The 14,250-nt window shown below is 36.0% G+C and carries 13 protein-coding genes and 1 other annotated feature; of the genes, 5 read left to right on the plus strand and 8 right to left on the minus strand.

What is annotated here, in order from left to right; genetic code table 11:
* Nucleotides 1-66: 66 nt before the first annotated feature.
* Both MHB39_RS01770 and MHB39_RS01775 read right to left on the minus strand, forming a co-directional pair.
* Nucleotides 67-1,311 carry an MFS transporter gene (locus MHB39_RS01770; protein ID WP_036077983.1) on the minus strand — a complete coding sequence of 415 codons (1,245 nt, stop codon included), beginning with the start codon at nucleotides 1,309-1,311 and terminating at the stop codon, nucleotides 67-69.
* A gap of 66 nt (nucleotides 1,312-1,377) precedes the next feature.
* Nucleotides 1,378-1,642, minus strand: a binding site (T-box leader).
* 52 nt (nucleotides 1,643-1,694) lie between these two features.
* Complete coding sequence (locus tag MHB39_RS01775; protein WP_342545690.1) at nucleotides 1,695-2,318, minus strand: hypothetical protein; 624 nt, start codon at nucleotides 2,316-2,318, stop codon at nucleotides 1,695-1,697.
* 64 nt (nucleotides 2,319-2,382) lie between these two features.
* Here MHB39_RS01775 and MHB39_RS01780 point away from each other — a divergent pair, with 64 nt between their 5' ends.
* Nucleotides 2,383-3,351 carry a zinc-binding dehydrogenase gene (locus MHB39_RS01780; RefSeq protein WP_342545692.1) on the plus strand — a complete coding sequence of 323 codons (969 nt, stop codon included), beginning with the start codon at nucleotides 2,383-2,385 and terminating at the stop codon, nucleotides 3,349-3,351.
* Nucleotides 3,352-3,398: 47 nt separating this feature from the next.
* On the opposite strand, the gene MHB39_RS01785 is transcribed toward MHB39_RS01780, so the two are convergent.
* Both MHB39_RS01785 and MHB39_RS01790 read right to left on the minus strand, forming a co-directional pair.
* Entirely contained in the window at nucleotides 3,399-4,205 is an 807-nt protein-coding gene (locus tag MHB39_RS01785; RefSeq protein ID WP_312124695.1) for an EcsC family protein, read from the minus strand.
* A 105-nt stretch (nucleotides 4,206-4,310) separates the two neighbouring features.
* Nucleotides 4,311-5,672: a PLP-dependent aminotransferase family protein gene (locus tag MHB39_RS01790; protein WP_342546880.1), complete on the minus strand. Its 1,362-nt coding sequence runs from the start codon at nucleotides 5,670-5,672 to the stop codon at nucleotides 4,311-4,313.
* Between the two features lie 98 nt (nucleotides 5,673-5,770).
* Between MHB39_RS01790 and MHB39_RS01795 the strand changes: the two genes are divergently transcribed.
* Together MHB39_RS01795 and MHB39_RS01800 are read left to right on the plus strand one after the other, a co-directional pair.
* Nucleotides 5,771-6,358 (plus strand): GNAT family protein, encoded by a 588-nt coding sequence (locus tag MHB39_RS01795; RefSeq protein ID WP_066038404.1) that lies wholly within the window; start codon nucleotides 5,771-5,773, stop codon nucleotides 6,356-6,358.
* 115 nt (nucleotides 6,359-6,473) lie between these two features.
* Nucleotides 6,474-7,646 (plus strand): ATP-grasp domain-containing protein, encoded by a 1,173-nt coding sequence (locus MHB39_RS01800; RefSeq protein ID WP_066038405.1) that lies wholly within the window; start codon nucleotides 6,474-6,476, stop codon nucleotides 7,644-7,646.
* On the opposite strand, the gene MHB39_RS01805 is transcribed toward MHB39_RS01800, so the two are convergent.
* From MHB39_RS01805 to MHB39_RS01820, 4 genes are all read right to left on the minus strand, one after another.
* Complete coding sequence (locus MHB39_RS01805) at nucleotides 7,643-8,350, minus strand: ABC transporter permease (RefSeq protein WP_048393188.1); 708 nt, start codon at nucleotides 8,348-8,350, stop codon at nucleotides 7,643-7,645. The two genes, MHB39_RS01800 and MHB39_RS01805, sit on opposite strands and share 4 nt — an antisense overlap.
* On the minus strand, nucleotides 8,347-9,195 hold the full coding sequence (locus MHB39_RS01810; protein WP_269897440.1) for an ABC transporter ATP-binding protein: 849 nt from the start codon (nucleotides 9,193-9,195) through the stop codon (nucleotides 8,347-8,349). Before MHB39_RS01810 ends, MHB39_RS01805 begins: the two co-directional genes overlap by 4 nt.
* 145 nt (nucleotides 9,196-9,340) lie before the next feature.
* Complete coding sequence (locus MHB39_RS01815) at nucleotides 9,341-10,297, minus strand: LytTR family transcriptional regulator DNA-binding domain-containing protein (RefSeq protein WP_066038407.1); 957 nt, start codon at nucleotides 10,295-10,297, stop codon at nucleotides 9,341-9,343.
* An 11-nt stretch (nucleotides 10,298-10,308) separates the two neighbouring features.
* Entirely contained in the window at nucleotides 10,309-10,887 is a 579-nt protein-coding gene (locus MHB39_RS01820; RefSeq protein ID WP_054549041.1) for a dienelactone hydrolase family protein, read from the minus strand.
* A gap of 355 nt (nucleotides 10,888-11,242) precedes the next feature.
* On the opposite strand from MHB39_RS01820, the gene MHB39_RS01825 reads away from it, so the two are divergent.
* Both MHB39_RS01825 and MHB39_RS01830 read left to right on the plus strand, forming a co-directional pair.
* Complete coding sequence (locus MHB39_RS01825) at nucleotides 11,243-12,292, plus strand: NAD(P)/FAD-dependent oxidoreductase (protein WP_066038409.1); 1,050 nt, start codon at nucleotides 11,243-11,245, stop codon at nucleotides 12,290-12,292.
* A 427-nt stretch (nucleotides 12,293-12,719) separates the two neighbouring features.
* Nucleotides 12,720-14,234 (plus strand): SNF2-related protein, encoded by a 1,515-nt coding sequence (locus tag MHB39_RS01830; protein ID WP_258859020.1) that lies wholly within the window; start codon nucleotides 12,720-12,722, stop codon nucleotides 14,232-14,234.
* Nucleotides 14,235-14,250: the final 16 nt, after the last annotated feature.

The following is a 14,250-nucleotide window of genomic DNA, read 5'->3' on the forward strand; positions in this document are numbered from 1 at the left end:
TCGATAAAAAACCATCTAGTGTCAGTAATTAGTAGACATTAGATGGTTTTTATATGAAAAGTGAGATTATTGTTGCTTGCTACTTATCAACCTTTTATAATAGTGGCTTTTCGAAGGTTTTATATTTAGCCATAGTAGAATGACAGCTACAAATGCCATCATAAAGGATGCACTAATGACAACTGAGCGTATGGTAATCCATTCAGCGAAAATCCCAAAAATAGTAGTAAACATAATAATAAAAAGAGCTTCAAAAAATCCATAAATACTTCCTATACGACCCATGCTCTCAGAGGGAATATTATTTTGATAAAATGTATAAAATCCTGTATTCGCAAAGGCAGTTGCAAAGGATAATACAAAGCAACCTATAGCAGCTATAAGAAAGGAAAAGGATGAGGTAAATATTAAATAGCCCAATGCTGTTACGAGAGACCCCATACCTATTAACCAAGAAGTTGGTATTTTTTCGACAGTAACAGAGTTAGTTAGCGAGCCAATTAAAACACCTACCCCCGCGATACTGACTAAAATACCATATTCCCCTTCAGATAAAGCTAATATTTGTGTTGCAAAGGCAGCCTCCAAAGAATCAGTAGCTGTCATCAAGATGATGATAGCACTAAACAATAAATAGACTACCATCACGTAGGAATTTTTTAAGCTAAAGCGTATGACCATTTGCCAGTCCTGAAGCAATACGCGATAAAGGGATGTTCTTTCTGTATGTCCAACAAATTTTTCAAAGGCTTCAATATTCGGCATTTTGAACGTTATACAGGCTGATAGAAATAACGCAATCGCATTTAAATATATAGCCATATGTGGTGTTCCAACTGTGAACAAGAAACCTGCGATTGCTGGCCCAGTTAGAAATGCACCAGAGTCGAGCAAGCTGCGTAATGAATTAAAGCGTTTCCTTTGTTCGATAGGAATTAACTTAGTGATATAAGTCATAGATGTCGGCTGATACATAGAGCTAGCTACTGTAATGATAAAGACAAAGACATACATCCACACTAGGCTTGAAAAGCAGGGGAGTATGACAATGAGTATAGATTGAATCATATTTAGAATAATCATTAGCTTTTTCTTATTAAAACGATCGATGAGGCTTCCTGACCAAAAATTAGTGAACAAGGAAGAAATCGCTCTTACAATATACAATCCAGAGACAGCCAAAGCAGATTCTGTGAGGTTTAACACAATTAAATTTAAGGCGATAAAATAAATCCATTCGCCAACACTGGAAACACCAATACTACATAATAGGATGGCAGGATAGCGCCAGCTTTCTAAAGCTTTTCTCATATAAATTCCTCCTTAAGCAAAGTGACGATTTGCAAAATAAAAAACCCCACCCCCAAGACGATTAGTCTTAGGGACGAGGTTGTAGAATTTATATACTCACGTGGTGCCACCCTAGTTCACTATTATGTCACCATAATAGCCTTTTCAGTACGGCATAGTGCCTATGCTTATACTGTAACTCTATAACGGGAGTTCCCGTCGCACCATCATTCAAACAAAATCCAATGCGCTACTCCGAGGCTTGTTTCAATAATTCGTTCTTACTCGTTTTCAGCAATCCGAGCTCTCTGGGAAGAACAGCCTTATTTACTCTTCTCTTCAATGTATTTTCGCTAGTGTAACATATGTACATGATTTTGGTAAATAGTCCTATAAAAAGAATACTAATTATTTTGTAGAAAGATTTTTAATTGTGATATCAGCGATTGGCAGTGCTGTATGGATAAATCAACATTCAAGGGAATTTCAAGTGAATGATTAAGGTCCTCCAAAACAGCAAGCTGAAGGGTAGCAAGTTGCGCTAGCTTCTCCTGTGAATAATGAGGGTCCGCTGTACCAATTGCCAAAAATGCATGTTTGTCTAATAGATTTGCCATTGTATGTTGAAGAGAAAGTAATGGGGTGAAAAGTACATAACGAGCAGGGATAGAAGGAGTCTGCTGCATATAATAATCGACAATTGGCATAGTACCTAAAGATTTTCCTAGATAGACGACTTCTCTATAAGGCTTTGATTGCAAGCATTTCTCTACAATAGGATTGGCAACACGATAGACCATTTTTGATATGGCTTGGGAGTCCTGTTCAAAGTGCTGCTGCTCAAATGTATAATTGATTTGGATGACATCATAGCCAAGTTCTAGCAGTAATGCCGTAGAATAATAAAGTATAGGTTTATCATAGGTATAGCCTGTGCCAGAGAGCATAAAACATACCTTATCGCTTTTTCTATCAAAAAAGCTGTAAGATATACCATTGTACATGGCGTGCTTAGGTTTGATTTTCATGAATATTCCTCCATCATTTCTATATATAGTATATAATTTTACTATAGCAAGGAGGGAGAAATTTATGAAGGCTATTATTATCAATGAATTTGGCACATCTGAGGTTTTAACATCTATTGATTGTCCAAAACCGACTATTTGTGAGGGTGAAGTCTTAATACGGACAACCAATACAAAAGTAAATTTTGCAGATATTAAAAATCGCACAGGTAATAAAGCTAAAGCAAATTTTCCGATGGTTCTTGGTTTGGATGTTGCAGGGGTAATTGAAGAAGTTTTTAATGATAGCAGTGGTTTTCAAAAGGGTGACCAAGTTATCGCATTCCCGAAAAACGGCGCTTATGCAGAATTTGTTGTAGCAAAGGAACAACTAGTCTTTAAAATACCTAGTGGTGTACCAATCGAGAAGGTAGCAGCTGTACCGACTGTTTTATTTTTATCATATATGTTAACACATCAAATAGCAGCCATTGGTCAGCAGGATGCCGTCCTAATTCATGCTGCTTCTGGTGGGGTAGGGACAATGCTTGTTCAAATGGCAAAAAGGCTGGGAGCTAAACAGATTATAGGTACAGTGAGTAATTTAGAAAAAGCCCCAATCGTTTATCAGCTTGGTGCGGATCATGTACTAACATATGATCAATTTAGTACAAATGTCAATGAACTTACAAAGGGTCAGGGTGTTGATATTGTGTACGATTCCATTGCAGGAGCTATCACCGAGGAGAGTTTAACTTGCTTAGCGCCTTATGGCACGCTTGTCCAATTTGGGAATAGTGGAGGCAGAGCAGGTAATATTAAAACAGCAGATTTACACAATAGTTGCCGCAATATAAAAGGATTTAGCTTAGGTACGACAAGGGCTTTGAAGCCAGAACTGTTACAACAGGTGGCACAGGATATTTTCTCTTTAGTAAAAGAAGACAGTTTTCAGGTGCCGATTGCTAAAATATTTACCTTAGAGGAAATGAAAAAGGCTCACGAATTTATGGAAAGTCGTCAGCATCAAGGAAAAATACTTATTAAAATATAAAAGCACAAAAAAATGACACTCCAAATATGGGTGTCATATTTTGTCAATCAACCATCTAATTCAGTAAGTTTTTCATAAATACGTCTTTTACGATACAGCATCATACCCGTTTCGGCTACATCCTGAATCATGCCCTTATTGGCATAGGCTCCAAAAACCATCCCTGCAATAGGGATCATTTGAAACAGCTTTTTCCAACCTAGCTGATCACGATATGTGTAAAATACTTCCTGCCATCCTTGAAGCTGAGAAATCATGTTATCGGAAGCCTTTTTTGAGCTATTCATAGCAGAAAGCTCCTGTAAGATTGCTTCTTTACCAACAATATCAGCAGAGGTAAATTGTAGACATTTTACAATAAAAATACGTTCCATTTTATCGTTCGGATCATAGCCATGTATAATTGCTATTTCTTGCAAAGTTTTTAGTGCAGTCCCTAAAATCATTGGAATATCAATAGCTAAAGTAAAGATGCCACCAAAGCCAGTAGAGGCTCCTTGTACAGTAGCAAATTTCACACGTTCATTTTGTAATTTATCACTGAGGGAGATCATGTCCTCTAAAGGAATCTGACCAATATCAGAAATCGTTATAATATGCTGTGTGGAAGAATGGTCACGAATTTTTTGTATCATGGCTTGTTCATTGATTAAATACTTTCCACCTGACTGAATATAATTGCCTAGTTCATCTACCAATAAAGCAATTTTATTTTGGAGAAAGGCAGGTGTCATTTTATCTAATAATTTAAATGGTATTCTCCCTAATTTCTCCCAAAACCATAAATCTTTTTGATCTTTTTCCCACACTTGAATCTCTTGTAAATGCTGCTCTAATAACTCTCGATTCTCCATTATTGTCTTATCCCCTTATGTGTCCATTTAACTTTAAATACGAAAAAAACTATATAAAGTTTCGCTTTATTTAAATGAGATTTCGACAAACTAATGAATCACATACTATTGCCAAACGGACGCAAGGAGTGCAATTCCTTCATCTATTTGCTGAAGTGTCAGTCCACCATACCCTATAATGATCATTGTTTCATTTGCTCCATTTTGATAGGAGGTAGAGCATGGGTAGACTTGAACCCCTACCTCTTGAGCAAGCTGGATTGCTCTACTCTCGGTGAGATGTTGGGGTAGCTTGATGACTATATGAAGTCCAGACTTTTCACCGATTACTTGAAATTCATTTGAAAAATGTGTAGAGATGGCGGTCAATAATGCTTGCTGCTTTTTACGGTAGATTGTTCGCATTTTTGCCAAATGCTTATCAAATAGACCTTGTGCAAGAAAGTCTGCTAAGACAAGCTGGTCTACTTTCGAGACAACCGATTTTTGCTCAAGATGAAAAGTCATAAACGGCACTACTAGAGACTTTGGAAGGATCATATAACTAATGCGTAAGGATGGAAGCAATGTTTTCGAAAATGTTCCGAAATAAATGACACGCTGAAGCTGATCCATTTTTGCTAAAGATGGGATTGGTAGCCCCTTATAACGAAATTCGGAATCATAATCATCTTCAATAATAAGCCCCTTGTTCGAGTTAGCCCATTGTAACAATGCCACTCTTCTTTTTATGGTCATAATCATGCCTAATGGAAATTGATGAGCAGGTGTTGTGTATAACATGTGAATTGGTGTTGCAGGGAGTGTAACCCCTGAATAGTCCACAGGAATCGCCTCTGTGGACAATCCACATTGCTGTAAAACGGCACGCACTCTTTTAAATCCTGGCTCCTCTAACCCAACGCGTATCGCAGACCCAAGAAAATGACAAAGAGCCTGAAGCTGGCTTTGTGTACCACTGTATATAAATACCTGTGAAGCATCACAGCTAACCCCACGAGAACGCTCTACATAGCGGGCAATCTCTGTGCGTAAAGTTGTCTCTCCCTCCCAAGGGCTTGTTGATAAGTTGTTACTATTAAAATGCTTTTTTATAAGCTTGTGCCAAGCAGCATAGGGAAAAGCCTCGTTATCCACATGTCCATTTGTAAAATCAAATTGTATATTGTTAGGGATATTGTTACTTGGAACAGATACATGCCGGGGTACTTGCTGTAGCCAATCAAATTCAAAGGGCGCAATAAAATAACCAGAACGCTCTTTACTATAAATATAGCCTTCTGCAAGTAACTGCTCATAGGCTTCCTTTATGGTGTGTACACTCACATTCAATGTTAGGGCGAGAGCTCGTTTAGAAGGCAGTTGTTCATGAGCAAGTAATTTTTTAGTAATAATCTTATGCTTTATTTCTTCATAGATTTGAATGTATTTCGCTAGATTGCCTGTAAATATAATGGAGAGCTCCAGATAATTTCCTCCTCCTCTGGTATGGTTGATTTTTTAGTAATTGGTTATATATATCATATCAATTTTACCGTTAAATAAGTAAAAAGGAGTGAAGTGTAATGGAATTTATAACATTAGAAAATGAAGTGGTTAAACTAAAGCCTTTAGAATTGAGCGATTTACCAGGAATTTTAGAGACAGGAAGTTATCCAGAAATTTGGTCACATATGTCCACAACCATAGAAAAAAAGGAAGATGTGAATAAATTTGTGGAAAACGCATTAAAGGCAAAAAACGAAAAAACAGAATTTCCATTTGTGATTGTGGATAAACAATCAGGGGACATTATCGGGTCTACACGTTTTATGGATATTGATGACAAGCATCAGCGATTAGAAATTGGCTATACATGGCTAACACCCGCATACTGGCGTACAGCTATTAATACTAATTGTAAGTATTTGCTATTACGATACTCTTTTGAGCATCTTCATTTACAACGTGTACAAATAAAAACGGATCATGAAAATATTCGTTCTCAACAGGCAATTGAGCGAATTGGTGCTACAAAAGAGGGAATATTGCGTAACCATATGATTCGCAAAGATGGGACAACTAGGCATACCGTTATGTATAGCATTACAATAGAAGAATGGCCACAGGTGAAAAAGCATTTAGAAAGTCTACTAGTGCAATTGGGATGTTAATAGGTATAAAAAGGGATTTATATAACCCGTAAAACCCTTTTTTCTTATAAAAAGTGTCAAAAAATAAAGGGGAGGGTAGAGTAGAGTACCGAAAAATTGAAAGAGGGTAATCTACTTGAAACCTAAATACACGTTAAGACAAATTTATGGTGATAATGCTGTGTATACACCAAGAACACCGTATAGCGATAATCCGTGGATGATGGATGATCCTCATAAGCTAGATGCTTTAACCTCAAGAGAAGTTGCTATTGCTGATATCCCCGTGCTAGTACATCGAGCAACACAAACAGAAAAGGCGCAAGAGCTTCATCAATTAGCAGGATTACCATGGGTAGAACAGCCTTATAGCTATGAGACTCAAGAGGAATATCTGGCACAGATCCAAACTTGGTGTAAGGAAGGGAAGACCATTGTATGTCAATATATACACGACCTGGAGCATATGGATCGTCAATGTTATTGGATGGATGCGGAGAAATTTAATGAGTTGAATACAAAAGCTTATATTGATCATTTAATCGATAGTAAATATGTGCCAAGTCGTCTAAATGTGGAGACGTATAGACTTTCAGATGCCATTAAAAATTGGCAGCCCCCTGTAGTATTAAAGCCTGGTGATGATTCGCCAACCTCGGGAGGATATGGCGTTACCATTTGTCATAATAAAGATGAATTGACGGAAGGTTTACGACAATTTCGCATGACAGGAACTGAAAGTATAATTATTGAGGAGCTTTTACAGACAAAGGACAACTATAGCTGTCAATTTGTTTACTCAGAGGAGCTAGGGATTCAATACTTAGGAGCTTCCCAGCAAATTACGGATGATAACGGCATTTACGAAGGGAATATCATTGTAGATAAAGTACCCGAAAAAGTAATTGAAGTAGGAAAGCATATTATGGAACGTGGCGTTGAGGAAGGCTTTGTAGGTGTGGCAGGCTTTGATTTAATTGTCACGGAAGCTGGTGATGTTCAAGCAATAGACTTAAATTTCCGCCAAAATGGTTCAACCTCAATGCTGATGTTTCATGATGCTTTAGGAAAGCCCATCAATAAATTTAGCTCCTATTCAGCACAAAGCCCACAACAGAATGATCATTTCTATCAAACAATTAAGAAATATATAGAAAAGGGTATGTTATTTCCTTTATCTTTCTATGATGGTGATTATTTTGAGGAGTCCGTCCCTTCAAGATTTGTCGGTGTATGGTATGCAGATACGTTAGAGGAAATTGAAAAACGGGAGAAGGAATTATTACCTGAAGAAAAGAATGGTCTTTAATCGACCATTCTTTTTTTATAGATAATTGCTGCGAAAATCCAAGAAAGAAGAGACCATACAATTATCGTAATCATAGGAATAAGAACATCTGCCATCGAATACTTACCTTCTAACGCCTCTGCTAAAAGTAATAACTGTGAGCTTGGTAGCCATTCAGCTAATTTTAAGATTGGGTATGCCGAAGATAGAGCTAAGGCCAGAGGACCAAATGAGAAGATAACCATTACAGGCAACACAATAATAGATGCTTCCATAATAGATTTAGCAAATAAACCACATATTGTACCTAGAGCAATATAAAACACAGCAGAAAGCAATAATGCAATTGCTAAGATAAAAAGGTTTGCAGGTTCGTAGCCAACTAGAAAAATAGCCATTGTTACAGATACAATTGTAACAATTAGAACAAACAGGCTTTTACCAATTAAAATATCTCCAAGTGAGGCAGGGGAGAGCATAAGACTGCGAAGAGTGTTTTTTTCCTTTTCTTCTGCAATTAAACTACATTGTACGTAAGTAGTCACTATGGAAAATGTCATGTTAATTGGTAGAAAATACATGCTAATAGTATTTGCACCTAATTGATTATATAAAAACGCCATTATAAGTGGTAGTAATACCATAGTTGATACGGCATAGTTACGTGAGAATTCCTTATAATCCTTCATCAATATAGCTTGAATACGTGTCATTGAAATATTCATACTAAATCACTCCCTGTTATTTGCATAAAAATGTCACCTAGTGTTGGCTCGTTTGTATAGATACGTGTAACTTGATCGGATTGCATCCATTGAAATAACTTCTCTGCATCTTGAGAACCATTTTCTATAATTTCCTGTTCACCATTTTTAAGCTCTACTGTAATAGTGTCAGAGCCAAATTCTTTTTTTAGATCTTTTGGAGCGCCGATTGCTCGGATTTTCCCTTTATGCAGGAAAGCAACACGATCACAAAGTATTTCTGCTTCGCTCATATCGTGTGTTGTTAAAAAAATTGTTGTACCCATAGCATTTAATTTTCGTAAGCCATTATATATATGTTGTGTATTTACTGGGTCCAAAGCAGAAGTAGGCTCATCTAAAAATAATAATTCGGGCTTGTGCATAATTGCACGAGCAAGTGTAACACGTTGAATCATTCCTTTGGAAAGCTGACTGATCTTTTTCTTACGTTCTGCATATAAATTGACAAAGTCCAAAGCTTCTTTTACAGCGGATTGAGATAGCTGATATAAATTACTATAAAGTATTAAATTTTCTTCAATTGATAGTCTCGTATACAAGCCACTATTATCTGTTAAAATACCAAAACGTTTACGATTTTGACTTTGCTTCATTTCAGATGCATGTTGCCCAAATAATAGAACATTACCTGCCGATTTATCTGTTTGTGCGGTTAATATTTTAATTGTAGTAGTTTTACCAGAACCACTTGGGCCAAGAAAGCCGAATATTTCCCCTTTTTTAATGGTAAAGGAAACATCCTGTAATGCTGTTTCATTATTAAAAATTTTTTTCAAATGTTGCACATCAATCACTGCGTTCATGTGTAACCTCCTGTTTGTTGTTGATGTCTACACTATAAACAACAAGGGTAAGGCTCACAGTAAAAATCATGTGAAAGGCAGAAAAAGAACCTTCAATGGAATTTTATTAAAGGTGACAGGAGTCGATTATTTCCTGGGAAATCTACTAAATTCCGAGTATTTCCTTTAAAGTTGCCAATTTATTTTTCGACAGTGGAACAACTGTCTTTTCTGTACTGTTGAGTGCTAAGCTATAGCTATTGCGTGTCCAAGTAATAATCTCTCGAACCTTTTGTAGGTTCACAATATAAGAACGATGGCTTCTAAAAAAGCCGAATGGTGTCAATTTTTGCTCTAACTCATTTAGCGATAGAGTACATGGATAAGCTTCACCTGCTACATAAATAGATACTTCTCCTTCAACACTTTCAATATAATCAATTTCGGGTGGATTAAATAAAATAATCTTTTCATTTTTCTTTGTTGGGATTTTATCTAGTCGAATTGGTGCATCTTCAAGAGGCTTTGGAGCTTGCTCAAGGCTACCCTCTTTTACGTCTAAAGGATGTAAGTCTGCACCATCTAATCGATGTATAGTTGTACTTGCAACCATTAAGTCTTCTAGATTATTTGATAACAAAATGATAATTTTATGCTCTTTTGCGAGATTTTTTAATAACTGTTGGATAGTTTGCTTTGAAAATTCATCTATATTTTGAAAGGGTTCTTCTAAAATTTGAATAGATGCCGGATGTAGGTACATATTCAATAGTTTTAATCGCTGTTTTTCACTATTAGAAAGCTTACTAATTCTATTGTTTTTTTGTTCAGTAAGTTTAAAAAGCTTCAATATGTTCTCTGTTTCATTAGTTGGGCGGTTAAAAAGCTTTAAAATGAACTGGATATACTCGCGCGCTGTGAGTCGCTCATATAACGAGCTTTCACGAAAAGAAGTATACGTATCATCTCGTTTCATAAACCATTGCATTAATGTATGTATTTTGGAAACATCTGTATAGATGCCTATAATCGTGCCAGGTTGTAGAGAAAGATGGAAGCTTGGATAAATAACATTGCCTGCTTCAATATATGGATCAACCTGAATATCAATATTTTGTTCCACGTTTATTCCTCCTATAGCTTGCTAGCTTGTAAAAAGTATTGAATGTCGTTGAGTGCTTGCGAGTGGCTCAACTGACAGTAGTTTGAGTTAGAGGCATCCATAAAGCCATGTAAGCCTTGAAATTGTTTGATTTGAACATTCGGTATGTTTACAAGAGTATCCTTCAATGATTGAATATCAAAGCTATCTTCATGGCTAGGTAAAACAACCAAAGTTGGACAAGATGGAATGTTATCAAGGTATTGGCGGATCCGTGAGCCATATACACAAATGACACGGTGTAGGGGGAGTGTAGTTAATCTCCAGGCTAAAGTTGCACCTACACTATATCCAATTAATATTACCTCGTTGTAGTTTTCACAAGCCTCCAATATTTTTGGGGAAAGCAACTCAAGAGGAGCATCAAAGCCAACTGTCTGTAAGAAAAAGTCATAGGCTTGTTTTTCCTGGTCATATGGAAAGGAAAGCCCTTCTGGATAAAGTGAAATAAGGGAAACGGCAGTGTCCTCATCGCTGTATATTTGTATTTGTTCTTCAATAAAATGATTAACTCCATAGATTTCATGTAATATAAAGATTTTTCTTTTCATTGTGCCCTCGATCTTTTTTCCAATAGTGTATCAAAAAGTAAGTAAAACGTATAATCTGCTTTTAGAATGAATAGTGCAAAAGCATAATGATGAAAATTTTTAGGGACAAATACATAAATTTATTTTTTTACTAATTACATAAATGAAAATATTAATAAAAGGTGACCACATCTGTTATTAATATCATGATTTGTTATAATTTTATTTGATAATGATTATCATTATCGTATAATGGAGTTAAGGAGGATTTTCCAAAGCAATATTTACATTTAGACATTTACGATTGAGCTGTTATGCAGTACGAGCTAGTCCAATTGTTGAGATAGTAATGACCAAATGAAAGGTGTGTTAGGAATTGTTAGAACAAGAATTGTATGATGTAACCATTATTGGTGGTGGGCCAGCGGGTTTATATTCAAGCTTTTATTGTGGTTTACGTGAAATGAAAACCAAGCTAATTGAATCACAACCACAGCTAGGCGGTAAAATTCATGTTTATCCAGAGAAAATGATTTGGGATGTGGGAGGTGTAACGCCTATATCAGGGGGGCAACTAATTAAACAATTAGTTGAGCAAGCCTTAACCTTTAATCCTTCTATTTATACAAATGAAAAAGTGCTGTCCATTGCTAAAAATGAAGATGGTATATTTGTCATCGCAGCAGAGTCAGGGAATATTCATTATTCCAAAACAGTTATCGTTGCTATTGGTGGTGGCATCCTAAATCCTCAAAAAATTGAAATTGAGGGGGCTGAACGCTTTGAAGTATCTAATTTAAATTACACAATTAAATCCTATGAAAAATTTAAAGATAAGGCAGTTATTATTTCTGGTGGTGGTAACACAGCGGTAGACTGGGCATTAGAATTAACGGAGGTAGCATCCAAGGTCTATTTAACTTATCGAAAAGATACATTGTCTGCACATGAGGCTCAAATTACAGAGCTTGCAAATAGTTCGATCGAATGCCATTTCAATTCTGAAATTACTAAGCTGATTGCAGACGATCAAGCAGGAATGATTAAAGCTATTGCTTTAACAAATCATGAAACTGGGACTGTAACAGAAATTCCTGTTGATGAAGTTGTTATTAGTCATGGGTATGTGCGTGATAAAGAATTGTTAGATAATAGTCCATTAGCCATTGAGCGCAAAAATGATTATTTTATCGCTGGTACGATTAATAGTGAATCATCGATCCCAGGCCTTTATGCTGCGGGTGATATTTTGAGCCATGATGGTAAAATTCATTTAATTGCAGCAGCCTTTCATGATGCACTTCATGCAGTGAATAGTGCGAAGAAGTATATTCAACCTGATGCTTCTGAGGGAGGTATCGTTTCCTCACATAATGATATTTTCAAACAACGTAATCGTAAGCTATTACAGGAAAGTTTAAAATAATCGATTTTAGGAGCACTGAAGTATTCATGGTGTTCCTTTCTTTTATCTTGATGTCTATTTTAGAAGAAACACTTCTGAGGGACTATCAATATAATAAACAAAATATAAAGCTGATTATGGAGTATATAGAAGAAAATTATACAGAGAATATGATTGTCATGGTATCGCGAAATATTTGAGAAAAAAATGGGTGTTAGTCCAAATGCTTATCTCACTGATGTGTGGTATTCAAAAATCTAAAATGTACTTGAGAACATCTCATTTATCCATTAAAGAATTTGCTGAAAAATCGCCTAGCCAATTCCGTAAATATATGAATTAACAAACACCTAATGAAAAAATAACTTTCATTAGGTGTTTTTCCTCTAGAAAGAACATAGCTTTTCCTTTTTTGGACACCCTAAACTAGAAAAAATGACATGGGGTGATGATCATGAAAATAGAAAGGTCGTCCGAGTGGGAAGAAGGCTTTATCGATCGATTAAATCATCTTGAAAAATGGGATAGCTGGACATTGTACAAGATGAACTATGATATTGTGAAAATGAAACTAATTCCTGATTTTACAGGATTGCAGGCTACAAAGTATTTACCTAATCTACAACCTTTGAAACACCAGCTAGAGGCAGCCGAAACAGTTATTGAACGTATGAATGGGAAAGCTATTTTAGCTGATGAGGTGGGGCTAGGGAAAACAATTGAAGCTGGCTTAATCTTAAAGGAATACCTTATTCGAGGTCTTGTGAAAAGAGCATTGATTTTGGCTCCTGCTTCTTTAATTAATCAGTGGATTGAAGAGTTAAATATAAAATTTCATATTCCTGCCGTTGCCTATAAAAAAAATTGCCCAATAGAGCGCTATGATGTCCTTATTATGAGTATGGATACGGCAAAAAAGAGTCCACATAGAGAGCGCATTTATGAGCAGGATTATGACATGATAATTATTGATGAGGCACATAAATTAAAAAATAATAAAACACAAATTTACGAGTTTGTACAAGGCTTAAAGAAAAAATTCTGCCTATTATTAACAGCCACACCTATTCAAAATGATATTTTTGAATTGTATTATTTAATCTCCTTATTAAAGCCTGGACATCTGGGTAACTATGACACGTTCCAATCTGCCTTCTCTGCTAGTAAGCATGATTTAGAACATGATGATTATTTAAAAGAGTTGGTTAATCAGGTAATGGTAAGAAATCGAAGGGAAGATACGGGGATTGATTGGACAAATCGTCGTGTACAAATTGTACCGATTACATTTACGGACGAAGAAAGAGAAGTTTACGAAATGCTTGGCAACCTTCAAAACACAGGGTCATTTTCATTAATAACGTTGCAAAAAGAAATGTGTAGTAGCAAGGAAGCTACAGCATTAACATTAACGAATATGCTGGATGATCATGTACAACCACAAGAAATTGAAGCGATTATAACTAAATTAATGACCTTGGAAGTGAATTCAAAGGCAGAAAAGGCATTGGAAATTGTTAAACAAGCAAATGACAAGGTTATTATTTTTACAGAATATCGTGCTACGCAAATTTATTTACAATGGTACTTACATTCTAATGGCATATCAAGTGTGCTGTTTAATGGTAAGTTTAATAAAAGTAAACGAGATTATATGAAGCACCTATTTAAAGAGCGAGCCCAGGTGCTCATCGCTACTGAGGCAGGAGGAGAGGGGATAAACCTTCAATTTTGTCATCATGTAATCAACTATGATCTACCTTGGAATCCAATGAAGCTAGAGCAACGTATTGGCCGTGTCCATCGTTTGGGACAGGAGCATGATGTTCATATCTATAATCTTGCTATAGAAAATACGATTGAAGAAAAAATTCTGCAATTGCTTCATACGAAGATTGATGTGTTCGAGAAGGTGGTTGGAGATTTAGATGCCATTTTAACAAACTTTAAAGAATCAGTATAAGGTAGGGAGATGCAGC

The organism is Lysinibacillus sp. FSL K6-4013 (genome assembly GCF_038630435.1).
GTDB lineage: Bacteria > Bacillota > Bacilli > Bacillales_A > Planococcaceae > Lysinibacillus > Lysinibacillus boronitolerans.

Bases quoted from the DNA above. Each gene is read 5' to 3' on its own strand.
- MHB39_RS01785 (WP_312124695.1), bottom strand. From the start codon at position 4,205: ATGGAGAATCGAGAGTTATTAGAGCAGCATTTACAAGAGATTCAAGTG.
- MHB39_RS01770 (WP_036077983.1), bottom strand. From the start codon at position 1,311: ATGAGAAAAGCTTTAGAAAGCTGGCGCTATCCTGCCATCCTATTATGT.
- MHB39_RS01780 (WP_342545692.1), top strand. From the start codon at position 2,383: ATGAAGGCTATTATTATCAATGAATTTGGCACATCTGAGGTTTTAACA.
- MHB39_RS01810 (WP_269897440.1), bottom strand. From the start codon at position 9,195: ATGAACGCAGTGATTGATGTGCAACATTTGAAAAAAATTTTTAATAAT.
- MHB39_RS01805 (WP_048393188.1), bottom strand. From the start codon at position 8,350: ATGAATATTTCAATGACACGTATTCAAGCTATATTGATGAAGGATTAT.
- MHB39_RS01795 (WP_066038404.1), top strand. From the start codon at position 5,771: ATGGAATTTATAACATTAGAAAATGAAGTGGTTAAACTAAAGCCTTTA.
- MHB39_RS01775 (WP_342545690.1), bottom strand. From the start codon at position 2,318: ATGAAAATCAAACCTAAGCACGCCATGTACAATGGTATATCTTACAGC.
- MHB39_RS01830 (WP_258859020.1), top strand. From the start codon at position 12,720: ATGATCATGAAAATAGAAAGGTCGTCCGAGTGGGAAGAAGGCTTTATC.
- MHB39_RS01820 (WP_054549041.1), bottom strand. From the start codon at position 10,887: ATGAAAAGAAAAATCTTTATATTACATGAAATCTATGGAGTTAATCAT.